Source organism: Massilia sp. Dwa41.01b (genome assembly GCF_014171775.1).
In the GTDB taxonomy this organism is placed as follows: Bacteria; Pseudomonadota; Gammaproteobacteria; order Burkholderiales; family Burkholderiaceae_D; genus Telluria.
Map to the genome: position 1 here is coordinate 2317012 of NZ_CP050454.1, position 22972 is coordinate 2339983.

Here is a 22972-nt window from a genome sequence, read left to right on the forward strand (position 1 = left end):
CGTACCCGCGGACAGCTCCTTCATCAGCTCGGCGGCCTCATTCAGGCGCTTCACGCTGGCCGGGGTGCAGGCGGTCGGAATCAGGGTGCCGGCATACGAGCGCATGTAGACGGGGCCGGCTGCCTTGTCGATCGCCGGCAGCTGCGCCAGGCGGGCAACGGCGGTCTGCTCGGCCAGGGCCTTCTGCTCCGTCGGGTAGAGCGAGTACATGGCAGTGCGGATCTTCGAGAATGGCAGCGTCGTCTGCAGGTTCTGCACCGTGCCGAGCCACTCGGTCTTGGTCGCCGGGTCGGGACGCACGACGGTGGCAGCGAGTGCCGCGGCCTGGCCGCTGTCGGACTTGTCGCGTGCTGCTTCCGCCTCCACCAGCGCGGCGCGCCCGATGGTTGTAGCGGTTCAGGCGGGCGATGATGGCCCAGCGCAGGTCCTGGTCGACATTCAAGCCTTCGACCGTCGTGCCGCCGGCAAGGACGTCGGCCAGGCGGCCGAGCGCCGCCGGCGTGCTCGACAGGGTCAGGTAGCTGTTGAACCAGCGGCGCTGGAAGTTGCTGTTGCCCTTGTTGGCGACTACACCGTTCCAGGCCATCTCTTCGAGTTGCACCCGGGTCTGCTGCGCCCAGCGGGTCTGCAGGCCCATCGCGTCGAGGTAGCCTTTCGATGCGCCCACCTTGCCCAGCACATCGCCCAGCAGCGTGTAATCCTTCTCCAGCGGCGCGTTCACGAGCGCGGTCTTGATGAATTCGTTCAGCGGCAGTTTGCCGTCGCGCACGCCATCCCACAGGCTTTGCCAGAGCATCGTGCGCAGCAGCGGTTCCTCCACCTGTGCCAGGTGTTCGCGCGCGGTGGCAAACGAGCGCCCGTCGAGCTGCACCTTCACGAAACCCCAGTCCTGGTAGTTCGGGTAGACCAGGTCCGGGCAGGCGCTGCCCACCAGGCCAGGCACGCGGGTCGATGCGCCCGAATAGGTCACGGCCGCGGTCTGCGCCGGGACCAGCTTGCCGCCGGCGAGGGTGAAAGTGGCGACCTGGACGCGCTGTTCGCGCAGCGTCGGGAATTGCCGGCTGGGCGCCGTTTGCGCCAGCGTGAAGGCGCTGATCTTGCCGGCCTTGCAGCTGAAGCTGGCGGCGATGGTATTCACGCCCGGTTCGTACAGCCACTGGCGCGTCCAGCCGGACAGGTCGCGTCCCGCCGCCTCGCCCAGGCTGCGGATGAAATCGTCCAGCTTCGCGTTGCTGTAGGCGTACTTGGCCAGGTAGTTGTGCACGCCTTTGCGGAAGGTTTCCGCGCCCAGCAGGTGACGCAGCTGCATCAGGGTCGAGGCGCCCTTCGAATAGGTGATGGCGTCGATATTGTCGAATGCGTTCGCCGTCGACGGCACCGGCACCTCGATCGGGTGGGTGGTCGTCTTCTGGTCCTGCTCGTAGGCGGCCTGCTTGCCCGACGAGTAAAAACTCTGCCAGGCGTCCTTGAACTCGGTGGCCTCGCTTGTCGCCAGCGTGCCCATGAAGGACGCGAAGCTTTCGTTCAGCCACAGGCCGTTCCACCACTGCATGGTGACGAGATCGCCAAACCACTGGTGCGCCATCTCGTGCATGATCACCGAAGCCAGCGACTGGCGCTGGGCGTCGGTCATTTTCGCCTTGTGCAGGAAGCGGCCCTCGGCAAAGGTGATCGCACCGGCATTTTCCATGGCACCGTAGAGGAAGTCCGGCACCAGCAGCTGGTCGTATTTTTCGAACTGGTAAGGGATGCCGAAGTAGTTGTCGAAGAAGGCCAGGCCGTCCTTCGTATAGCGGAACCAGTCTTCCGGCGTCACCTGGGCGGCCACCGACTGGCGTGCCAGCAGGCGCATCGGGTACTTGCCGCTCTTGTCTTCCCACACTTTATAGGGGCCGGCGTGCAGCGAGAAGTTATATGGACTCAGCTTTTTCGATGCCGGGAAAGTCCAGCGGCGCATGCCGTCCAGTTCCTCGATCTTCGTTTCTCGCGTGGTCGAGACCACCTGCCAGTCGGCCGGCGCCGTGGCGGTGACCTGGTAGGTCGCCTTCAGGTCGGGCTGGTCGAAGACGGGGAACATCTGGTGGGCGGCGGCCGGCTCGAAGTGCGAATAGGTATAGACGCGCTTGTCGACCGGGTCGACCATGCGGTGCAGGCCTTCGCCGTTGGTGCTGTGCAGGCGCTCGTAGGCGATCACGACCTGGTTGCGGCCCTTGACCAAGTCGGCGGCGGCGATGGTGATGAACCAGTTGTTGTACTTCGCATCGACTGTCTTGCCGTTGACGCTGACCGATTTCACCGTCGCCTTGTCGAGGTCGATCGTCAGCGGTGCCGTCGCGTCAGCCAGGTCGAAGCTGGCGCGCGTCACGCCACTGAAGCTTTCCTTGCCGGTGAGCGTGAACTCGAGCGCGTAGTCGACGTTCGACACGCGCGCCGAACGCGCGGCGGCGTCGACCTGCGACAGGAAGGCGTTGTCGGCACGCGCTGCCGGGGCTGCCGGGGCTGCCTGTGCACCGTGAACGGCGCAGGCGGAGGCGACCGCCAGGGCGAGGATGCGTGGGGCAAGGAAGCGTGCGATGGGGCGTGATGCGAAAGTGTTCAAGGGCAGTCCTGGTGAGCGCGCGCCGCCGACCGGCGCGCCTTGCGAATCGCGCAAGAATACCACGCAAGGCAGGGCGGCTCCAGTGGCAGTGCACGACGGGTTCGCGCTGTATTGACGGGCGCGGCGGCGCGCGCACGGTGCCCGTGGCCGGGAAAGCCGGTGCTATACTTGCGCCCATTTTTCTTCACCGCGGGCAAGTCCCGCATCGAGCGCGACGGAGTCGGGATGAGCTGGATTTACCTGGTGGTGGCAGGCTTGCTGGAAGTGGCCTGGGCGGTGGGCCTGAAGTACACCGAGGGCTTCACGCGGCTGTGGCCGTCGGTGTTCACGCTGGTGGCGATGGCGGCCAGTGTCGGCATGCTCGGCCTGGCACTGCGGCACCTGCCGCTGGGGACGGCCTACGCGGTCTGGACCGGCATCGGCACGATCGGCACGGCCGTGTTCGGGATGGCGATGCTGGGCGAGCCGGCCGGGGCGCTGCGCATCGGCTCGATCGGCCTGATCGCGCTGGGCATCGCGGGCCTGAAACTGCTGACGCCGGGATAAGAAAAAGGCCGCCCGGCATCCTCGCGAACGAGGCGCCCGGGCGACCGGTTGGTCACACTCGGCGAAACGCGGCAAGCATCAACAGGAATCAGCGATAAAACGCTTCGACCTTGCCCTTGAGCTTGATCAGCATCGGCTTGCCCTTGCGGTCGAGGACCTTGCCGGCAGCGACCTTGATCCAGCCTTCGCTGATGCAATATTCTTCGACGTCGTGGCGGTCCTTGTCGTTGAAGCGGATGCCGATTTCCTGCTGGAACACATCGCGGTTGTGGAAAGGGCTGCTCGGGTCGATCGAGAGCCGGTCTGGGAGTGGGGGGAGGGTAGCGGTATCGTTCATGGTGGCGAATTATCCACCAGAACCGCGCCGCGTACAACGCTGGCGCGTGCGCAGGCGCGCCGCCGCTCCCGATCCGGGCGGCCACTAGGCTGCCTTGATCCCCGCCAGTAGCTGGTTCAGGCTGTCCAGGTCGATCGGTTTCGTCATGTGGTGGTCGAACCCGGCCTCGCGCGAGCGTTTGCGGTCTTCCTGCGCACCCCAGCCCGTCACCGCCGCCAGCACCGTGCCCTCGAGGTCCGGCAGCTGGCGCAGGGCACGCGCCACTTCGTAGCCGGTCATGCCGGGCATGCCGATATCGAGCAGGGCCAGGTCCGGCGGCAGCGCGCGCGCCGCCGCCAGCGCCGCCGTGCCGTCGTGCACCGTGCTGACCTGGTGGCCCCGGGATTGCAGCAGCTGGGCCAGCAGGTCGGCGGCATCCTGGTTGTCGTCGGCAACGAGGATGCGCAGCGGCCCGCGCTCGCCCTGCGACTGCGCGTCAGGCGTGGCGCCCTGGGGTGCCTGCGGCTGGTCCGGCGCCAGCGGCAGGCGCAGGGTGAAGGTGCTGCCCCGGTTCGGGCCCTCGCTCACCACGCTCACGGTGCCGCCATGCTTCTGGGTCAGGCGCTTGACCAGGTTCAGGCCGATGCCCAGGCCCCCTTGCGCATAATCCATGCCGTGGCGGCCCTGGTTGAACATCTCGAACAGGGTCGGCAAGGCCTCGGGGGGGATGCCGATGCCGTTGTCGCTGACGCTGACGACGGCGCTGCCATCCTCGCTGCGCACGGAAAGCGCGATGCTGCCCCCGCCCGGCGTGTATTTCGCCGCATTGGTCAGCAGGTTGCCCACCACCTGGGCCAGCCGGTTGGCGTCGGCGTCGAGTTCGACCGGCGTCTCGGGCATGTCCAGCGTGAAGCGATGCCGCTTTTCGTCGATCAGCGGCACGGCGGTCTCGACCGCTGCCCGGATCACGTCCTGCAGGGCCACGCGCGTCTTCTTCAGTTCGACCTTGCCGCTCTGCACGCGCGCCAGGTCGAGCAGGTCGTTCACCAGGTGGACCAGGTGATTGGTCTGGCGCTCCATCATGTCGCGCACCTTCGCTACCGCCGCCACATTGTCGGGACGGAGGCGCATCAGGTCCAGCCCGGTCCTGATCGGCGCCAGCGGGTTGCGCAGCTCGTGCGCCAGGGTCGCCAGGAATTCGTTCTGGCGCTGGTTCGCTTTCGACAGGTCGGCCGCCAGCGTGCGCAGTTCTTCCTCGGCGCGCCTTTGCTCGGTGATGTCGCGAAACAGCACCGCGACCTTGTCGCGCGAGGTTTCGTCGGCACGGGCAATGAACACGTCGAACCAGCGGCCCGGGCCGCGGCCTGCTGCACCATGCGCTGCGGCTCGCCGCTGGCCGCTACCTGGGCGGACACGGCGTTCCAGTGCTGCTCGATACTCGGCGCCATGTCGCGCGCACTCTTGCCGACGGGGTCGAGCAAGCCGGTATGCCGCTCGAAGGCGGGATTGGCCTCGAGGAAACGGTGGTCGACCACGGTCCCGTCCGCGCCATGGACCAGCTCGACGACGCAGAAGCCCTCGTCCATCGAGGTCAGCAGCGTGCGGTAACGCTCTTCGCGCAGGCGCAGCTTCTCGTCCATCTCCTTGCGTTCGGTAACGTCGAGGACGGTGCCGACCATGCGCCGCGGCCTGCCCCTGTCGTCGCAGTGCAGGGCGCCAGTGAACTCGAACCAGCGCAGAGCGTGGTCCGACGCCCGGTAGAAACGGCCCTCGTAGCGGAAGGGCTCGCCGGTTGCCAGCGTGCGGGCCATGGCCGCCTGGTAGGGCGCGATATCGTCCGGGTGCACCAGTTCGGTCAGCAGGCGCACGGTGTCGACCGGGGCGCCGTCCCGGGGAATGCCGACCATGTCGTAGAGACGCTCGTTTTCCCGGGTCGGGTTCTCGTCGTCGGCACCCCAGCTCCAGATGCCGAGGCTGGCGGCATCGGTCGCCAGGCGCAGGCGCTCGGCATTCGCGCGCAGCGAGATCTCGGCGCGGCGCCGCGCGGTGATGTCGATCACGATCGCCAGGATGCTGGTGGGCCGCGTCGCCCCCGGCTCGACGATGGGCGCGACCATCTTCGCGGCCCACACCTCGGTGCCGTCCGGCCGCAGGTAGCGGTTCTCGACCTCGAAGGGCGTGCCGCTGGCCAGCATGCGCTCGATCAGGGCGGTGTTTTCGCGCCGGTCGTCGGGGTGGATCAGGCCGTCGAGCGGATGGCCGACGACCTCGTCCAGCGGACGGCCGACGATCGCGCAGAACTTCTCGTTGGCGCGCACGACGCGGAAATCCAGGCCGGTTTCCGCAATGCCGGCGGCGGTCTGGCCGAACAGCGACCGCAGGTGCGCTTCGCTGCGGCGCAGCTCGATGGTGGCGGCCTCGACGCGTTCTTCCAGGGTATGGTTCAGGCGCCGCACATCCTGCTCGGCCTGCACCCGGCTGGTGGTTTCGATCACGGTGCTGCTCATGCCGGCGATGGCGCCCGTGTCGTCCCGCAGGGGCGAATAGAAGAAGCTGAACCAGGCCGGATCGCAGCGCCCGCCGCGCTCGATCGGCAGCTCGATGTCTTCGCGGTGGAAGGCTTCGCCGGCGTACGCGCGCTCGACCAGGGGCCCTACGCGCGACCAGACTTCCGGCCAGACCTGCTCGACCGGCCGGCCCAGCGCCCAGGGATGTTTTTCGCCCAGCAGGCGGGTATAGGCTTCGTTATAGATGAGGACGCGCTCGGGGCCCCAGGCAATGGCCATTGGAACGAGGCTGTCGAGCATCATGCCCGTGTTGGCGCGCAGCGAGGACGGCCAGCCGGCGATTTCTCCGAGCGGAGTACCGGCCCAGTCGGTCCGGTTCAGCAGGGAATGAAATGCGGAGACCTCAGGAAAGCTGCTTTGATGCACGTGTGGATCCATTGTTCACCGGTGTTCTCTTGCGGCACGTGATGATCATGGATCATACCGCTAAACGGGGCATGCCTCCATTCGTGCCGGGTGGGCGCGTGCATGACCGCGTTGCCGCATGCCTGCCGTTGCCAGCGGTTCAGCTACGTCCGAACTGCGGGTTCGGACGGGTCAGGTAATACCATTCCGAATTGGCGCGCGCCCTGGCATCGGGGAACAGGATGCGGCCGCTGAACTCGGCCAGGACCGGGGTGCCGTCGGCACGGGTACCGATCTGCTCGCCTTCCTCGACGGGATCGAAACTGGCCCAGGGCTTCACGAAGGCGTCGTCGGCATGCAGCTTGTCGTGCACGACGACCATCTGCAGCGCTTCCATCTCGTCGAAAGGCAGCGGCTCCGGGTCGGGCGCGTCGATCAGCTTCAGGTGGGCCAGCGTGTTCATGATCGCGCGGTAGGCCACCTCGGGCGCCTGCGGATCGAGGTGCTGGCCGCACTCGAGCGTGAGCGCGTAGCCGCCGGTGGTGCGCATGTATTCGGTGGTGCCGACGCCATAGCGCAGCACGGTTTCCAGTTCCGCCGCGTCGCCGCGGGTACGGCGCTGCACGCCGCCGCCGTAGGCCGCCATCCAGCCCGTCACGAAGCGGCGCACGCCCGGGCGCCGCGCCAGTGCGCGTTCCTTCTCGGCATGGGCGAAGGGCTCGAGCGGACCGTCGTTGTTCAGCGGCCCGACCATGACGAAAGGCTCGCCCTTGGCGGCATTAAAGGAGTGCAGGTCGAGCAGCACGTCGTGCTGGGCCAGCAGCGGGCACAGCCAGTTGGCGATGCGGTCCTCGAAATCCTGCGGCGCGTCTTTCGGGAACAGGTTGCGGTTCAGGTTACGGTCGCCGTTGCGCTCGTTCCTGGCATAGGCCAGCGGATTGACGATCGGCACGAAGGTAAGGCTGCCGGCGACGATGCGCAGCTCGCCGCTGTCGAGCTGGGCCATCACGCGGCGGATCGCTTCCACGCCGCAGATCTCGTTGCCGTGGGTGGCGCCCATGATGATGACGCTCGGGCCTTCGCCCAGGCCGGTATAGTTGACAAACTTGAACTGCAGATTCGGTTCGGAGCGCATGTAATGGTGACCCGGGGAAATATCAGTGTCGACATTTTATGCCGAAACCCTGGCAGGCGTCGGACACGCATGGCATCATCCGCGACTCCTATTTTGCTTCCTGTAATCATGTCCAGCGCCAGCGCCCCGCGCGCAACCACCCCCAGCACGCGCCTTCCGGGCCTGGATACGCTGCGTGCGCTCGCCGTCACCCTGGTCGTGCTGCACCATTACACGCTGTTCGTCTCGAACGATGACTACACCTTCGGCTGGGTCGGGCGGATCGGCTGGATCGGCGTCGACCTGTTCTTTGCCCTGTCCGGCTACCTGATCGGCAACCAGATCTTCGCCGGCTTGAGGAGCGAGGCCGGGCTGTCGCTGCCGCGCTTCTACGCGCGCCGGCTGCTGCGCACGCTGCCGAACTACCTGGTCGTGCTGCTGGTGTATGTGCTCTCGCGCGCCGTGCGCGAGGAGGCGCCGCTGCTGCCTTTGTTTCGTTACCTCAGCTTCACCCAGAACCTGGGCCTGGCGCCGGGTACGGCCTTCTCGCACAGCTGGTCGCTGGCGATCGAAGAGCAGTTCTACCTGGTCCTGCCCGCGCTGGCGACCCTGGGACTGTGGTGGGGACGAGGGAAGGGCATGCGCCTGGCCTGGACGGCACTGGCGCTGGTGGTCCTCGGCGGCATGCTGCTGCGCGCCCAGCTGTGGCTCGCTCACGTGGATGCGCACAAGTATGGGATTTACTTCTACTACAAGCTCATCTATTACTCGAGCTTCTGCCGGCTCGACGAACTGGTTGCCGGCGTGGGCCTGGCGCTGCTGAAGAATGCCCACCCCCGATGTGGACGCGGCTGCGCGGGCACGGCAACCGGATGCTGGCGGCCGCGCTGCTGGTGCTGGCGCCGACGGCCTGGCTGTTGCTGGGCGACCGCTACGGTTTCGCGGCTACCGTGTTCGGCTACCCGCTACTGGCGCTGGGCTTCGGACTCCTGATCCTGGCCGCGCTGTCCGGGCGTTCCTGGCTCGGACGCCTGCGCATTCCCGGCGCCGCCAGCCTGGCCCTGTGGTCGTATGCGCTCTACCTGGTCCACCGCGGCGTCGGCGCGCTCGCCGCGCCGTTTCTTTCCCGCCCGGGCTTTGGCCCCCAGACCCCGCTCGCGATCGCCCTGATCCTGCTGCTGTCGGTGCTGGCCGGCTGGCTGCTCTACCGGCTGGTCGAGACGCCCTTCATGCGCCTGCGCGAGCGCCATGTCCCGTGCAACCTCAAAACGCCAGAACTCAGTCCCGCGCCTCGATGACGTCGAAGGCCGCCGGCATGGCGCCCGTGTAGGCGAGGGTCGCATGCACGCGCTCGCGCATGTCCTGGCCAGCACTCGCTTCGATGGCGGCGCGCAGGCCCGGCCGCGCTTCCCGCGTGTGGGGCTGGCGTAGGCTTCGACCAGTAGCGCGACCAGGTTGGTGGGGGCGCCGCAGCTGCGGCGCAGGCTGGTATCGATCACGCCCAGCAGCGTGCGCTGCATGGCCGGGGTCGGGTTCTGGATGTGGGCGAACACGCTCGGCGTGTTGGCGATGGCCTCGCACATGGTCCGTTCGATGGCTTCGGGCTTCAGGTCCGAGGCGATGTCGAAGTAGCGCCGGTCCCAGCGCGTACGCGCGTAGGGATGGCCGGCGGGGAAACGGTCGATGGTCTCCAGGCCGAGCCGGTGGCTGGCGCGCGAGAGCAGGTCGAGCAGGACGGGCATCAGGGGCATGGCGTGTGGCGGAAAGGTCGCATGGCGCAAGTGTAGCGCATGCCGGGGTGGGTCATCCGGGCTACACTGGTGGCGTGATTCCGGACGATGCCAAAGGAGGCCCGATGTCCACCCGACTAGCATCCTGCAGCTGCGGCCAACTGACGGCGAGGGTCAGCGGCGAACCGGTACGCGTCTCGGTCTGTCACTGCCTGGCCTGCCAGAAGCGCAGCGGCAGCGTGTTCGCCGCGCAGGCGCGCTTTCCGCGCGAAAACGTGGCTGTCAGCGGCCAGGCGACGCAGTTCGAAAGGGTGGGCGACGCAGGTTCGCGCGCCACCTTCCGCTTCTGCCCGCACTGCGGCGCCACCGTGTATTGGGACGCGCAAGGCCTGGAAGCGTTTCTCACGATTCCCGTCGGCGCCTTTGCCGACCCCGGCTTTCCGGCGCCGAACGTGTCGGTGTACGAGGAGCGCATGCACCCCTGGGTGGTGCCGCCCCCGCATGCCGAACATCATCCTTAAGCGCCGAAACGCCCGGCGCGGAAATCCTCGACCGCCTGGTGCAGCTCGGCCTGGGTATTCATCACGAAGGGGCCGTACTGGGCGATCGGCTCGCCCAGCGGCCGGCCGGCGATCAGCAACAAGCGCGTCGGCGCGCCGTTCTGCGCCGCCTTGACGACGACGCCGTCGCTGCCGGCGGCATTGTCGAGAATGGCCATGCGCGTCTGGCCGATACCCTTGCCGCCGACGATGGCTTCGCCGCGGAACACATACAGGAAAGCGTGATGCCCGGCCGGCAGGCGCTGCTCGAAACTGGCGCCGGGCGGCAGTGCGATGTCGAGATAGACCGGCTCGGTGCCTTCGCGCTGGACGGCGCCCGCCACCCCATGGCTGCTGCCGGCGATGACCTGCACCGTCGCGCCCGATGCCAGCGTGAAGCGCGGCACCTCGCCGTTCGGGATGTCGCGGTACCAGGGCGCGCGCAGCTTGTCTTTCGCCGGCAGGTTCAGCCACAGCTGGAAGCCTTCCATCAGGCCTTCGCTTTGCTCGGGCATTTCGGAGTGGACCACACCGCGGCCAGCTGTCATCCACTGCACGCCACCGTCCGTGACCAGGCCTTCGTTGCCGGCGCTGTCGCGGTGGCGCATGCGCCCGTGCAGCATGTAGGTGACGGTCTCGAAGCCGCGGTGCGGATGCTCGGGAAAGCCGGCGATGTAGTCGCCGGCCTTTTCGCTGCCGAAGGCATCGAGCATCAGGAAAGGGTCGAGGCGGCGCTGCAGGGTCTGTGTGAGGACGCGGTTGATCTTCACGCCGGCGCCGTCCATCACGTATTGGCCGGCGACGATGCGTTCGACGCCGCGCGATACGGCGACGCGTTCGTGGTTTGCTGCCTGGGTCATCGTCTTCTCCTTTTTTGCTTGCGCCGCCGTGCGGCTTACGCCAGGGCGGCTTCGATGGCCGCGTCGGCCTCGGCCCGGCCCTTCGCCGCGGCGTCCGGGCCCATCGCCTGGCCGGCCGAGTACACGAAAGTATGGTCGGTCATGCCCAGGAAGTTCAGCAGCATGCGCACGAACGGCACTTGCGGGTCGGCGTCAGCCGGGTAGATGCCGCCGCGGGAGGTCGCGACGAAGACTTGCTTGCCCTTCAAGAGGCCTTCCGGGCCGGACTCGGTGTAGCGGAAGGTGACACCGGCGCGGGCGATGGCATCGAACCAGCTCTTCAGTTGCACCGGAATGCCGAAGTTGTACATCGGTGCGCCGATCACGACCACGTCCGCTGCCTGCACCTGGGCGATCAGGGCGTCGTCCAGGGCCACGCGCGCGGCCTGCTCGGGGCTACGCTGTTCAGCCGGGGTGAACAGGGCACCCAGCGCGGCTTCGTCCAGTTGCGGGTGCGGATTGCGCGCCAGGTCGCGGCTGACGACGGCCGCGTCCGGGTTGGCGGCGGTCAGCCTGGAGACGATGCTCGCGGCGACACGGTTCGATTCGGATTCGGCACCGCGCAGGCTGGAGGTGATGTGCAGGATATTCATGTTCGGTCTTCCTCTTGGATGATTGATGTGTCGATGGGTCCACTTTATCAATTCCAAAAACGTGTCGGAAGACCTTAGAATGGATAACATTATTCAACCAATGGAACAATCGCCATGGAAGTGGAACCGAATGACTTGTTGCTGTTCGCCCGCATCGTCGAGGCCGGCTCGTTCAGCGCGGCGGCACTGCGGGTAGGGCAGCCGAAGTCGACGGTGTCGCGCCGCATCGCCCAATTGGAAAGTACGCTCGGCGAACGGCTCCTGCAGCGCACCACACGCAAATTGATGGTGACGGAATTCGGCGCCAGCCTGCTCGAACACGCGCGCAAGGTGGCCGACGAAGCCGAGGCTGCCGGGGCGCTGGCCCAGCATCGCCAGGCTGCGCCCAGCGGGCGCTTGCGCATCTCGCTGCCGGCCGATTTCGCCAACCTCGGCATGAGCGCGATGATCGGGCGCTTCCTCGATCGCTATCCGGCCGTGAACGTCGAACTCGACCTGTCGCCGCGCCGGGTCGACCTGGTGGCGGAGAACTTCGACATCGCCATCCGCATGGGCGACCTGCCGGACGATTCCTCGCTGAACGCGCGCCGCGTCACCCTGCAGCGCTTCGGCCTGTACGCCTCGCCCTGCTACACGGCGCTGCGCGGCCTGCCCGAGCATCCGGACGACCTGCTGGGCCACGACCTGCTGTGCCTGCTCAGCCGCAGCGGCGGCGCCGTGCCCGGGTGCTCCAGCGCGGCAAGGTGCGCTGGGAGCGCGTGCCGCCGGCGCGGCTGACGGCGAACTCGCCCGACCTGCTGGCGCGCATCGCCTGCAGCGGTGCCGGCATTGCCGCCAGCTCGGAACTGTTCGCCCAGCCATTGGTAAAAAAGGGGGAGTTGGTGCGGGTACTGCCGGAGTGGGACTTGCCGGCGGCAACCGGCTGGGCGGTCTTCCCGGGCCGGCGCCTGATGCCGGCCAAGACCCGCGCTTTTCTCGACATGATGGACGAGATGTTTTGCGGCGAAGTGGCCAGGTCCGGCTGAGGAGCTGACCCCTTGAAGGGAAACGATGGCGCGCGCGGCGCCATCGGGTCTCCAGGCTGGGCGCCTGGATTACTGGGACGGATCGTTCGATGCGTCCAGCGCGAGCAGCTTGCCGTCTTCGAAGACGTCGCCGTCCTTCAGTTCGGCCGTGGACATGCCGCCCATCTTCGGCAGTTCCAGGGCGATGCGGTCGCCGCGCTGGGTGTAGCGGCCTTGCGGCGCGCAGGTGCCGAATTCCGGCGTCGTCTTCACGTCGCTGCCGTCGATGAGCAGGAAGAAGAACAGGGTTTCGCAGCTGTTGCCGCGTCCGCCGCTGCTGGCCATCAGGATCGCTTCGCGTCCCTGCGACAGGGTGAAGCTGCGCACCGGGAATTGCCAGGGCGCGTCGTTGCCGTCGAAGAGGGCCTTGCCGTTGAGCGTTACGCGTCGCTCGTCGAACTCGCCGCTGCGGACCAGTGGACCGGCCGAGGTGGCCAGCGCCGTCGGCAGCGAATCGGCGTTGCTGTCGATGTTGCCGCTGTCGCTGACTTGCGCTGCCTGGGCAGGCGCGGCGGCCGCGGCGGCGGGTGCCCTCGGGGGCGGCCGGCTCGGCGTTGGCGGCGATCGCATCCTCCAGCGAGACCTCGGCCGCGGCCTGCTGGGCGCGGTTCTTGTATGCGACATACGAGGGGATGGCGACCGCTGCCAGGATGCTCAGTCCAAGGATGCCGACGATCAGGCCGACGCCCCAGCGCGACCAGCTTTTCTGGACCCGGTTGAAATGCTCCAGGCTTTGCCAGTGGCCGTTCTTCCAGGCCATCTCGCGTCCCTTGATGCCGAGCCAGATCGCGACACCGAAGCCGACGTAGGGCACCAGGGCCAGGAGGCCGATCCAGGTGCGGTTGCCGATCGCCCAGATCCAGTTGAGGAGGAAGGCGCCCCAGCTCCAGCCCGCGACCCCGTCCGGTACGGCCGGCTGGGCCATCGGGTAAGGCTGCGCAGGCGGCGGCACCTGTGCGGGCGCGGGGGCCGGCTTGTCGAGGCGAGGCAGCGGGGGCGGCAGGTCCGATGGCGGGGTGCCTGCGCCCGGCGGGTTCACGGGGGCGTTGCCGGCGCTGCGGCAGGGTCCAGCGGCTTGCCGCAGCGTTGACAGAAGGCGCTGCCCTCGACAGCCTGGGTGCCACAAGAAGTACAGAACATGTTCATTTCCTTAGGTAAAAGCGCGGCATCCGACCGCATCGATACGCGCATGGCGCTGCGTGTGCGGGCAGGCGGATGCCTGAAAAAAAAGGGGTGGCGAGTGCCGCGGTCTCGTGCGAACGGCTTCAGTCGACGAAGTTGCCGATGAGGGCCAGCAGGGCAATGACCGAGAGGATGACGGCGGCAATCGCCATCTTCTTGCCGGCCTCCTGGTTGCGCATGCTGACGATGCCGAACACGAGGCCGATGACGCTGAAGAGGAAGATGCCGGTGGCGGTATCGTGGTCCAGCGGCGCGTCGTCGAGCAGGGCCATCGCGCTCAGGAGACCGCAGATCAGTCCGCCGATCGGCAGCCACAGTCCGGGCTCGCCCGGCCTGGCCACCGCGGCAGGCGCGGCGTGCTGCAAGCCGCCGCACTGGGGGCAGGCGGGCGCCGATTCGTGGATCTCCTTGCCGCAGCATCGGCAAAACATCATTCCCGGTAACTTCATGCCCCAATGTCTCCAGTCGTTTCATGGACGCGCGCAAGCTGCGCGAGTTGCGCCATTTTAACGGGTGTTGCCTATCGGAAAACTATTGAATTGTCACAGGGCGGTGAGGGGACACATGCGGAGGGTGAGGCGGGGGTGCCTGCCGGTGTGGAAGATCGAGAACGCGCGGCAGGCACGCGGATGAGGGCCGCGCGCCAACGACCAAGCGCCAGGCAGCTTGGCGCCCGTTCCTGCGCTGGCCGGCGAGTGTCGGCCGACCAGGCCGATCAGGCCGGCCGGTTGCCCATCATCTCGCCCAGGCGCACCTTGCGCTCCGGCGCCCAGTCCGGATTGAAGGCGATCGTCTTTTCCTTGAACAGCATCACGACCGTCGAGCCCAGCAGGAAGCGGCCCATCTCTTCGCCCTTTTTCAGGACGACCGGCTGCGAATCGTAGGTCCACTCCGAGATGCGGCCGTTGCGCTGCGGGTTGACGACGCCATGCCAGGGCGTGGCCATGCTGCCGACGATGGTCGCGCCGACCAGCACCATCACGAAGGTGCCGAACTGTTCGGACTCGAACACGCACACCACGCGCTCGTTGCGCGCGAACAGGCCCGGCACGCCGCGCGCCGTGGTCGGGTTCACCGAGAACAGCGCGCCCGGCACGTAGATCATGCGCGTCAGGCGCCCGTCGCAGGGCATGTGCAGGCGGTGGTAATCCTTCGGGCTCAGGTACAGGTTGGCGAAGCTGCCGTGCTGGAAGTGCGCCGCGAGCGTGGCATCGCCGCCGACGAGCTGGGTGGTGGTGAACTTGTGGCCCTTGGCCTGCAGGATATGGTGGTCGTCGATCGCGCCGAACTGGCTGATCGCACCGTCGACCGGGCAGACGAAGTCGGCCTGCGCCAGCGGGCGCACGCCATCCTTCAACGGGCGGGTGAAGAACTCGTTGAAGCTCGGGTAGCTGGCGATGTCCGAATTGGCCGCCTCGTCCATGTTGACGCCGTACTTGGCGACGAACCAGCGGATCAGGCGGGTCGTCATCCGGCCCCCGCGATGGCCGGCGACGCGCCCGGCGAACGAGGTCAGGGCCTGCTTGGGCAGGACATATTGCGGCAGAACTTTGAAGCGGTCGGACACGGTGGCAACCCTGATAACGAGTGACGATGGCGAATTATAAATAACGGACGTGCTGATGCATATCACTGTTTGCACCCGTCCATTCACCGCAGTGTAGCGCATCGGGCCGGGCGCGCAGGCGCGGCTTGCCCCGGAGGGCAGGTGCTGTTGGCGCATGCATATCGAAAATAAGTGCCCGGAAGCATCGCAAGCTTCCCGAACTCATGGACAATACCGGCTCGTTACCTTGTTCGATTGATATGCATATTCTTTCTCCGCTCCGCCTGACTTTCATGGCTGCCACCCTCGGCGCCGCCTTTCCCGCCCTTGCCCAGGACACGGCCGCCGCCGCCAAACCCGACACCACGACATCCGCGCCCGCCCAGCCCATCCAGAAGGTCGAAGTGCGCGGCGGCGCCGACAGCTATGACCCGCGCCGCGACGATACCGCCAGCAAGGTCGTCATCGGCCAGGAAGAAATCGCGAAGTATGGCGACACCAGCGTCGTCGACGTATTGAAGCGCGTGCCCGGCATCACAGTCAGCAGCCCGAACGGACGCGGCGGCGAAATCCGCATGCGCGGCCTCGGCGCCGGCTATACCCAGATCCTGCTCAACGGCGAACGCGCCCCGGCAGGCTTTTCCATCGACCAGCTCTCGCCCGACGTCATCGAGCGCATCGAGGTACTGCGCGCGGCCAGCGCCGAATATTCGACCCAGTCGGTGGCCGGCACCATCAACATCGTGCTGAAAAAAGCGATCCGCAGCGGCCAGCGCGAATTCAAGATCGGGGCGCGCGCCGGCCAGTTCCGCGGCCCGACGGCCAACATGCAGCTCTCCGACAAAGCCGGCAGGATGTCGTATTCGATCGCCGGCAGCGTGATGCACGAAACTTTCGACCGCAGCGCCGTCAGCGACGAGGCGGCCTTCGGCCCGGACGGCAACCCGATCCTCGTCCAGCACACCGACGGCGTCGAGGACGGGCGGCTGAACCTGTTCAACCTGGCGCCGCGCCTGAACTGGACGCTCGAGAACGGCGACACCGTCACCTCGCAGAGCTTCGTCAACGTGGCGCGCTTTCGCAACCACGGCGTCGACACGACGGCCAGTGTGCTCGGACCTGTCGCGCCATACCCCGTGCTGGACGAGGCCATGCGTTCGGACAACGACGTGCTGCGCACGGAGCTGAACTGGATCCACAAGATGGCCGATGGCGCCAAGCTCGACGTCAAGGCGGGCCTGGTCGGCGGCCGGAACACCACCATCATGCGGCGCTGGGCCGCCGTGCGCCCGCTCGACAACGTGGTGCGTTCCGACAGCGAGGAGCTTGGCGCCACCACGGTCGGCAAGTACAGCAAGACGGTGGCAAAGGGCCACGCGTTCGCCACGGGCTGGGATGCCGGCTGGTCGGTGCGCGAGGACGAGCGCCGCGAAAGCGAGACGGGGCGTCCCGTTTACCCGGAACTGCCTGGCGGCGAACAGTTCGAGGCGGAAGTGTCGCGCCTGGCCGTGTATGCCCAGGACGAATGGAGCTTGACCCCGCGCTGGTCGGTCTACCTGGGCGCGCGCTGGGAAGGCATCCGCACGCGCACGACCGGCAATACCTTCGATACCGGGCGTTCCAGTTCGAACGTGTGGAGCCCGGTGCTGCAGACGCTGTGGAAGATCCCGGAAACCAAGGGCGACCAGCTGCGCTTTGCCCTCACGCGCACCTACAAGGCGCCGCCGCTCACCAGCCTGATCCCGCGCCGCCAGACGGCGGTCGACAACCGCTCGACCGATCCCGATTACGCCGGCAACCCGGACCTGAAGCCCGAACTGGCGCTGGGCCTGGACGCCTCCCGGGAACACTACTGGGCCGAGGGCGCGCTGCTGTCGGTCAGCGGCTCGGTGCGCCGCATCGACGACTACACGCGCTGGCTGGTCGCCTTCGACGGCGCGCGCTGGGTGGCGATGCCATCGAACGCCGGGCGCGCCATCACGCGCGGCCTGGAAGTGGAAACGAAGTTCCCGCTGAAAGCGCTCCTGAAGGATGCGCCGGCAATCGACCTGCGTGCCAGCGTGGCGGCCAACTGGTCGCGCGTCGATGGCGTACCGGGACCGGACAACCGCCTCGACGGCCAGAATCCGCTGTCGGCCAACCTCGGCATCGATTACAAGCGCGGCGACCTGACGACGGGCGCCAGCTTCGCCTGGAAGGGAGGCGCAAACCTGCGCCTGTCGGAGCGCCAGACCAGCATCCTCGAGAGACGGCGCGACCTGGAAGCGTATGCCCTGTACAAGTTCAATCCGAAGCAGCAGCTGCGCGTGGCCCTGTCGAACATCCTGGGCGAGGACTTCGTCAACCGCGGCAGCTTCCTGGAAGAGGGGCGCGGCCTGGTGCAACGGAACGCGCGCATCGAGGGCGCACCCAGCCTGCGCGCCACGCTGGAACTGAAATTCTGACGGGAGGCGGGGCACGCGCCCGGCCTGCGGCCGAATGAAAAAGCCGCCTTTCGGCGGCTTTTTCCTGCTTGCTCGCGACAGGCCGGGCGCTTGAGCGCCGGGCTGCCATGATCAGCGTACGCGACGGCGACGAACCGCGGCCACGCCGAGCAGGGCGACGCCGAACAGCGCGACCGAACCTGGCTCCGGCACTTCGCTGGCGATCTTGAACTGGCCGTTGCCGCCGATGAAGAAGTGGTCGCCGGCGACGTTCTTGTAGCTGCCCTTGCCGCAGCCGGGACCCTTGAAGCCGGCCAGGCCGCAGGCCACTTCGCTGAACCAGGCGGCTGCCTGGACGCGAGGTGGTGCTGGCGTTGGTGAAGGCGAAGGCGTCGACCGCGAAGCGCGACAGGTCGTTGCCCTGGCGGTCGAAGAAGTAACCCGCTGCCAGCATGCCCGGCTGCGCCGAGGCGAAGACGCTGACCTGGCCGTTGCTGAGCGGGCTGCCCTTGGCGTCGACGTTGCCGCCGCCGCCCATCAGGACGTCGAACGAGGCGATCAGGTTGCCCAGGTTGGCACCGTAGTAGCCCGCGGTCGAGCCATACTGGCCGGTCACCGGGTTCTGGTACATGCGGATGGTGCCGCCGGTGAACGTGAAGTCCTTGCCGTACGTGCCGGTGCCATAGGCGACCAGCACGGCGCTGATGTTACCGCCGGTGTAGTTCAGCGGGAACAGCTTGCCGTTGCTGTCGGCCTGCGACAGGTTGAACACGGCGTGTTCGGTGAACGTGAACGAGGTGGCGCTGGTGGCCTTCAGCTGGATGAAGCCGCTGCCGTTGATGTCGAGGTACTCGCCGATATCCTGGCCTTTATGGTACCCGCCACCATTCGGATTGAATACCCAGTCGTTCAGGATCGGCGCTGCCTGCGCGGCGCTGACGGACACTGCGAGGGCTGCGGCGCAGCCGAGTTTTTTAAGGAAGGTCATTGTCGTGTTCTCTGTGTGTGGAAATCCCGCGTCTTTACATGCAAGTAGCATGCCAGCAGGAAATTTCCCAACAGAATCAGCTACTTGCGGTTACAGCCACCACCCTCAACTTGCCCGCTGTAAAGTTTGCCGACACGAAACTAGCCGCCAGTTTCACCCTGCCACTCGTCCGCAAATGCGTTGCGAAACGATACCAGCATGGCCACGCGCTCCCCGGCCAGCGCCCGGCCCGCCGCAGTCTGCATCGTTGCCGGCAAGCCTGCAAGCTTGCAGGAGATATGGTCGAGCGCATAGGCACGGTCGTCCAGGCTGCGTGCGGCGGCCAGCGGATCGTCCGGGTGGGCGAGGGCGCTGCCGATCCGGCCGGCGATATAGAACATGCGCGCCAGGCCCACCGCCCCCAGGGCGTCGAGGCGGTCGGCATCCTGGACGATCCGCGCCTCGATACTGCACGGGGCAATCGCGGCCGAAAAGCTGTGCGCTTCGATGGCGTGGGCGGTGGCGTCGAGCCGCCCCGCTGGATATCCGAGCGCAGCCAGGCGTTCGCGTGCCAGGGCGGCCGAGCGGCGCGAGGCCATGCGGCGCTCCGGATCGTCCTTGGGCAGGTTGACCAGGTCGTGCAGGTAGCAGGCTGCCAGCACGACCAGGGCGTCGGCGTCGGGATGATGGTCGAGCAGCAGGCGCGCGTTGCGCCAGACCCGGCGCAAGTGGCTCGCGTCGTGGGCGCCGTCCGGCCCTGTCGAGCCGGCGTCGGCCGCCAGCGCTGCCAGGCGGACCCGCCATGCGCCGAGCTCAGGCGTGGACATCGTCTTCCAGGCTGCCCGCGCGCTGCGCGAGGGCGTCGGCTTGCGCGTTACGGTGGCGCGGTATCCAGCGCAGGGTGACCCCGGCAGGCGCGCCAGCAAGGCATGCACGCGCAGCCGGTAGGCACGCAGGGCGCCCGCGCCGGCGTCCTGCGGGCCATTGACGTCATCGATCACGACCTGGCTGTCGCCGAATACGGTGAGCCCGGTGGCGCCGTGGGCGAGCGCCGCTTCCAGCACGGCAATCAGCGCCAGGTACTCGGCTTCGCTGCTGTTGCCGTGGCCGGCTGCGCGCGACAGTTCGACCAGCTCGCCATCCGGGCCGCGCAGCAGGGCGCCGATGGCGCAGCGCCCGGGATTCGGCCTGGCCGAACCGTCGAACCAGGCACGCCAGCCGGTGGACGCGCCCCGGTGGCGCGCCCGCCGCTCGGCAGCTGCCTGCGCGCGCGTGTTGTGGCGCGCCTCCAGCCTGGCCGCTTCCTGCGCGCGCAGGGCGTCGCGCCTGGCAAGCAGCCCTGGCAGGCTGTCCGCGCCGGCGCTCGCCGTCAGCGTGGCGTGCAAGGCCTGCGCCAGCGGCATGCCGCTCTGCCGGGCCAGCCGCCGGCTGATGGCAAGTTCCTTCCTGTTGGCCGCCGCTTGCAGCCGCTCGAGTTCGTTCATGGCGGCAGCATACCCGATCCGCGGCGACCGGAGGACTGCCTCCCCGCCCATACAAGAGAGGACGGGGCAGGCCGGTGCGCACGCTCAGCGGCGGCGGGGATTGTCCGGGCTGCCGTCGCGGCCGTTGCGGATGCCGTCGCCGTCACGGTCGTGGTCGTACTTGTTGGGTACGCCGTCGTTGTCGCGATCGCGGTCGTACTGGTTCGGGATGCCGTCGCGGTCGGAATCGCCGCCATGGCGCTCGTAGCGATCCGGCATGCCGTCATGGTCGCGGTCGCGGCCCCGGTACTCGTGCGGGCGGCCGTCACGGTCGTACCAGACGTCGCGGCGGTAGCCGTCGCGGTAGCCGTCGCGGTAGCCGTCGTGGCCGCCATAGGCGCGGGCCTGGGCATACGGGTTCCAGCGGCCTTCCTGGATGAACCAGCGGCCCCCGCGCTGCTGCCATGCCGGCGGCGCGTAGACGTAACCGGGGCGTTCGACGATGTAGCTGCCTTGCACCCAGTGGTGACGGTGGCCGTTCCATGCCCAGTACCCCGGCGACCAGACATAGCCACGGCGCGCCACGGGCGGGCGTTCATACAGCGGTGCAGGCGGCGCCGAGCCGATGTACACCTGGAAGTCGGTCTGTGCCATCGATGGCAGCGGTGCGTAGGCGGCGGCGCCAATGGCGATCAGGGTAGCGAGAGTCAGGCTGCGTTTCATGTTCGTTCTCCAAGTCCAAAGCGGATGATTCACTATATCAACCACATCGGCGGCATGGGGCGTTTGAAGCATGTTCTTACATCTGAAACAGATTTGGCGAACGGATGCGGCAACGCGGGAACGGGCGGGAAACGGAGGCGGGACAGGAGGGAATGCAAGAGAAGAGGCCGGGCCGCGTCGAAGGGCCCGGCGTCCATCGGCCACGCGACGCGCGGCTCAGCTGCGGCTGGCACCCTTGCCGCGATCGGCAAGCAGGGTACGCCCTTGTTCGGCGGCGGCCGGGCGCTTGCCCTTCACGACCACGACGGCCATCCGGGTTTCGCTGGCGATGCTCGAATCCTGGATGACGGCGGGACGGGCCTGGGCTTCGGGCACGGCATCGGCGATATAGCTGGCCGAGCCGATAGCGGCGATGGCGACGACGAAAACGGCTTCCATGTGCTTGGCGATGTTCACAGTGTTTCTCCTTGCGGGTGGGGTGGCGATGTGTGCACTCTAGCCAGAGCGCCCCGCCGGCGTAAGCGGATTGCGACAAGCCGCATGAAAAGCGGGATGACCTGCACAAAACCGCACCTGACGGGGGCTAACCGGCCTTGAACGCCGCTCAAATGACGCTAACGCGAGCATAAGCTGCGCCACAGGCCTGTCCGGCGCCTTTCCGCTCCCCGCTAGCCGCCGGCGGGCGCGCGCGGCCCTGCGCCGCCGCGAGGAGAACACATGCAGGGAATGATCGCCACCGCCGTCGCAAGCCTGGCCGCCAATCGCCGGGCCTGGCGGCGCGCGCGCAATGTGCGGGCTGGAAGCCGGAACGCGGCGCCTGGCAGGACGCGCGCGGTAGCGGCCACGGACCGGCAAGGCGCCGGCGCGCCGGCCTGGTGGAGCGCCCTCGGCGCACTGCTGCTCGTCGCCGGTGGCGCGGCCGTGATCGCACTCCACGCGCGCGCGCTCGGCGGCGCCGTCCTGCCCGCCGCGGGCGGCGGCGTGCACACGCTGGCCGCCTTCCAGGGCGCCTTGCCCGGCCTGGCCTTCAGCGTGCCGCGCGAGCCGGGCGTGAGCCTGACGCAGCATCCGGGCGGCGCCTTGCTGGTGGTGGCGGACATGCGCGCTGCGCGCCCGGTCGTCGTCGACCTGTGCCAGCAGATGCTCGATCGCGACAGCGGCCGCCTGGCGCCGCTGCGCGTCGGTGCCCGCTTCGGCGACGTGGCCCGCTGGGTGGCGCACAAGGACGGCGCGGCCAGCCCGGTCCTGCTGCGCAACGTGGTGCTGGCATCCGACGCGATGCCGCTGCTGGACATAACAGGCAGGGCGCGCGGCGGGGCGCCCTTGCAGCTGCGCTGGCGTGGCCCGCCCGCAGTCAGCTGGGTCGGCGAGGGCGGCGCCGTCGTGCGCGGCGACAGCGGCAACGCCACGCTCGGGCGCGAAGGCTGGCTGGTCTGGGGCGGGCAGGGCGCACTGCGGGTGGCGCGGCGCGCAAGCGGCAGCTGCCCCGCAGCCGGGGGAACTGGTGCTGACGCGCTACCATGCCGTGGGGTCGGCCGGCCCGGCACTGGTGGCGGCTTTTCCGCAACAGGGCCCCGTCCGCAGCGCGGTGCTGGCGCCAGGCGACTACCGGGTGCCGGCCGCGCCGCCCGCCGCGCTGGAAGACGCTGCGCTGTTCGACAGCCTGCTCGCGCGCGGCCTCCTGCGCCTGGCGCCGGGCGGACTCGTCGAGGTGGCGCCGCGCGACCTGGCCCTGTGGCGCATGGCCGGCGCCGACCTGCGCGCGGCCGACCTGCATCGCTGGGATGGCGTACGGCTCGACGCGGAGGGCCTGCGCCTGCTCGCCCGCCTGCACGGCCGCGCCGACGGTGCCTTCGTACGCGAGCAGGTACGCATTTTCAATGCCGAGCGGCGCCTGCTGGCCTGGCGCCTGCGTCCTGGCGGCCTGCCCGCGGGGAGCTGGCAAGCCAGCGTCGGCGGCGTGGCGGTGAGTGCCAGGGCGGCCATGCCGCCGGCAAGCAGCCGGCTCTTCGCGAGCCTGCCCGCGGGCTGGGCACCGTGGCAGCGCGTGGACGATTGGCCAGCGGGAGCCGGCGCTGCCGCGCCTGTGCGCCTGGTGCTGCGGCTGGGGCAGCCGGCCCGCGGCGGCGAACGCTTCGACCTGATGCTGGCGGGACGCCTGCGCGCGCTCGAGGGAGCCGCGCTGACCGGAGACCAGGCACTCTGCCAGGGCGGGCCTGCCGCGATGCCGGCGAGGTGCGCGCGCTGACACTCCAGCTGCTTCCCGGGGCGCGCCAGGTGCTGCTGGAGGCGGCGCCGCTCGACCTGGCGGCCATGGGTACTTACGACGGTGCCTATCGCCACCTGACCCTGAGCG

Annotated in this window: 23 protein-coding genes and 2 pseudogenes; 7 read left to right on the top strand and 18 right to left on the bottom strand. The window is 68.2% G+C overall.

Features of this window, described 5'->3' with window-relative positions:
* Positions 1-37: 37 nt before the first annotated feature.
* The gene (gene pepN / locus G4G28_RS10575; protein WP_229507998.1) at positions 38-2599 is read right to left on the bottom strand and encodes an aminopeptidase N; all 2562 of its coding nucleotides are present in this window, start codon (positions 2597-2599) and stop codon (positions 38-40) included.
* Between the two features lie 225 nt (positions 2600-2824).
* Here pepN and sugE point away from each other — a divergent pair, with 225 nt between their 5' ends.
* A complete protein-coding gene (sugE, locus tag G4G28_RS10580) occupies positions 2825-3145 on the top strand; it encodes a quaternary ammonium compound efflux SMR transporter SugE (protein WP_182988237.1) in 321 nt (106 codons plus the stop codon).
* A gap of 88 nt (positions 3146-3233) precedes the next feature.
* Here sugE and G4G28_RS10585 read toward each other — a convergent pair whose 3' ends face one another.
* From G4G28_RS10585 to G4G28_RS10605, 4 genes are all read right to left on the bottom strand, one after another.
* On the bottom strand, positions 3234-3482 hold the full coding sequence (locus tag G4G28_RS10585; RefSeq protein WP_182988238.1) for a DUF3297 family protein: 249 nt from the start codon (positions 3480-3482) through the stop codon (positions 3234-3236).
* Between the two features lie 84 nt (positions 3483-3566).
* Complete coding sequence (locus tag G4G28_RS10590) at positions 3567-4709, bottom strand: ATP-binding protein (protein WP_229508073.1); 1143 nt, start codon at positions 4707-4709, stop codon at positions 3567-3569.
* Positions 4592-6394, bottom strand: coding sequence for a PAS domain S-box protein (locus tag G4G28_RS25770; RefSeq protein WP_229507999.1), 1803 nt, complete (start codon positions 6392-6394; stop codon positions 4592-4594). The genes G4G28_RS10590 and G4G28_RS25770 overlap by 118 nt, the downstream gene beginning before the upstream one ends.
* Before the next feature lie 139 nt (positions 6395-6533).
* Complete coding sequence (locus G4G28_RS10605) at positions 6534-7508, bottom strand: succinylglutamate desuccinylase/aspartoacylase family protein (protein WP_183108344.1); 975 nt, start codon at positions 7506-7508, stop codon at positions 6534-6536.
* A gap of 108 nt (positions 7509-7616) precedes the next feature.
* Here G4G28_RS10605 and G4G28_RS10610 point away from each other — a divergent pair, with 108 nt between their 5' ends.
* Positions 7617-8480 carry an acyltransferase gene (locus G4G28_RS10610; RefSeq protein ID WP_229508000.1) on the top strand — a complete coding sequence of 288 codons (864 nt, stop codon included), beginning with the start codon at positions 7617-7619 and terminating at the stop codon, positions 8478-8480.
* On the opposite strand, the gene G4G28_RS25775 is transcribed toward G4G28_RS10610, so the two are convergent.
* The gene (locus G4G28_RS25775) at positions 8453-9238 is read right to left on the bottom strand and encodes a hypothetical protein (protein ID WP_229508001.1); all 786 of its coding nucleotides are present in this window, start codon (positions 9236-9238) and stop codon (positions 8453-8455) included. The genes G4G28_RS10610 and G4G28_RS25775 overlap by 28 nt on opposite strands.
* A 104-nt stretch (positions 9239-9342) precedes the next feature.
* On the opposite strand from G4G28_RS25775, the gene G4G28_RS10620 reads away from it, so the two are divergent.
* The gene (locus G4G28_RS10620) at positions 9343-9738 is read left to right on the top strand and encodes a GFA family protein (RefSeq protein WP_182988242.1); all 396 of its coding nucleotides are present in this window, start codon (positions 9343-9345) and stop codon (positions 9736-9738) included.
* Here the strand turns inward: G4G28_RS10620 and G4G28_RS10625 are convergent.
* Positions 9735-10616 carry a pirin family protein gene (locus G4G28_RS10625; RefSeq protein WP_182988243.1) on the bottom strand — a complete coding sequence of 294 codons (882 nt, stop codon included), beginning with the start codon at positions 10614-10616 and terminating at the stop codon, positions 9735-9737. The genes G4G28_RS10620 and G4G28_RS10625 overlap by 4 nt on opposite strands.
* Positions 10617-10651: 35 nt before the next feature.
* Entirely contained in the window at positions 10652-11248 is a 597-nt protein-coding gene (locus G4G28_RS10630) for an FMN-dependent NADH-azoreductase (RefSeq protein WP_182988244.1), read from the bottom strand.
* Positions 11249-11362: 114 nt separating this feature from the next.
* On the opposite strand from G4G28_RS10630, the pseudogene G4G28_RS10635 reads away from it, so the two are divergent.
* Positions 11363-12273: pseudogene (locus G4G28_RS10635) on the top strand (LysR family transcriptional regulator).
* A 69-nt stretch (positions 12274-12342) separates the two neighbouring features.
* On the opposite strand, the gene G4G28_RS10640 reads toward G4G28_RS10635, so the two are convergent.
* The 4 genes from G4G28_RS10640 to asd form a co-directional block, all read right to left on the bottom strand.
* Positions 12343-12882: a hypothetical protein gene (locus G4G28_RS10640; RefSeq protein WP_183108345.1), complete on the bottom strand. Its 540-nt coding sequence runs from the start codon at positions 12880-12882 to the stop codon at positions 12343-12345.
* 465 nt (positions 12883-13347) lie between these two features.
* Positions 13348-13503 (bottom strand): zinc-ribbon domain-containing protein, encoded by a 156-nt coding sequence (locus tag G4G28_RS29035; protein WP_374039781.1) that lies wholly within the window; start codon positions 13501-13503, stop codon positions 13348-13350.
* Positions 13504-13577: 74 nt separating this feature from the next.
* Entirely contained in the window at positions 13578-13943 is a 366-nt protein-coding gene (locus G4G28_RS10650) for a DUF4190 domain-containing protein (RefSeq protein ID WP_182988248.1), read from the bottom strand.
* A 266-nt stretch (positions 13944-14209) separates the two neighbouring features.
* The gene (gene asd / locus G4G28_RS10655) at positions 14210-15061 is read right to left on the bottom strand and encodes an archaetidylserine decarboxylase (protein ID WP_182988249.1); all 852 of its coding nucleotides are present in this window, start codon (positions 15059-15061) and stop codon (positions 14210-14212) included.
* 272 nt (positions 15062-15333) lie between these two features.
* On the opposite strand from asd, the gene G4G28_RS10660 reads away from it, so the two are divergent.
* Entirely contained in the window at positions 15334-17484 is a 2151-nt protein-coding gene (locus G4G28_RS10660) for a TonB-dependent siderophore receptor (protein WP_229508002.1), read from the top strand.
* Between the two features lie 111 nt (positions 17485-17595).
* Here the strand turns inward: G4G28_RS10660 and G4G28_RS29040 are convergent, their stop codons facing one another.
* The gene (locus G4G28_RS29040) at positions 17596-17793 is read right to left on the bottom strand and encodes a PEP-CTERM sorting domain-containing protein (protein WP_183108348.1); all 198 of its coding nucleotides are present in this window, start codon (positions 17791-17793) and stop codon (positions 17596-17598) included.
* On the opposite strand from G4G28_RS29040, the gene G4G28_RS29045 reads away from it, so the two are divergent.
* The gene (locus tag G4G28_RS29045; protein WP_183108349.1) at positions 17768-18499 is read left to right on the top strand and encodes a hypothetical protein; all 732 of its coding nucleotides are present in this window, start codon (positions 17768-17770) and stop codon (positions 18497-18499) included. The two genes, G4G28_RS29040 and G4G28_RS29045, sit on opposite strands and share 26 nt — an antisense overlap.
* Before the next feature lie 92 nt (positions 18500-18591).
* On the opposite strand, the gene G4G28_RS10675 is transcribed toward G4G28_RS29045, so the two are convergent.
* The 5 genes and pseudogenes from G4G28_RS10675 to G4G28_RS25790 all read right to left on the bottom strand — a co-directional run bounded on the left by G4G28_RS10675 (position 18592) and on the right by G4G28_RS25790 (position 22025).
* Positions 18592-19257: an HD domain-containing protein gene (locus tag G4G28_RS10675; protein ID WP_183108350.1), complete on the bottom strand. Its 666-nt coding sequence runs from the start codon at positions 19255-19257 to the stop codon at positions 18592-18594.
* Positions 19258-19434: 177 nt separating this feature from the next.
* Positions 19435-19965: pseudogene (locus tag G4G28_RS25785) on the bottom strand (reverse transcriptase-like protein); the annotation flags it as partial.
* Between the two features lie 33 nt (positions 19966-19998).
* The gene (locus G4G28_RS10685; RefSeq protein ID WP_182988252.1) at positions 19999-20616 is read right to left on the bottom strand and encodes a YXWGXW repeat-containing protein; all 618 of its coding nucleotides are present in this window, start codon (positions 20614-20616) and stop codon (positions 19999-20001) included.
* Between the two features lie 216 nt (positions 20617-20832).
* Entirely contained in the window at positions 20833-21072 is a 240-nt protein-coding gene (locus G4G28_RS10690) for a hypothetical protein (RefSeq protein WP_182988253.1), read from the bottom strand.
* Positions 21073-21284: 212 nt separating this feature from the next.
* A complete protein-coding gene (locus G4G28_RS25790; protein WP_229508004.1) occupies positions 21285-22025 on the bottom strand; it encodes a hypothetical protein in 741 nt (246 codons plus the stop codon).
* 95 nt (positions 22026-22120) lie between these two features.
* Here G4G28_RS25790 and G4G28_RS25795 point away from each other — a divergent pair, with 95 nt between their 5' ends.
* On the top strand, positions 22121-22864 hold the full coding sequence (locus G4G28_RS25795; RefSeq protein WP_229508005.1) for a hypothetical protein: 744 nt from the start codon (positions 22121-22123) through the stop codon (positions 22862-22864).
* Positions 22865-22972 lie beyond the last annotated feature (108 nt).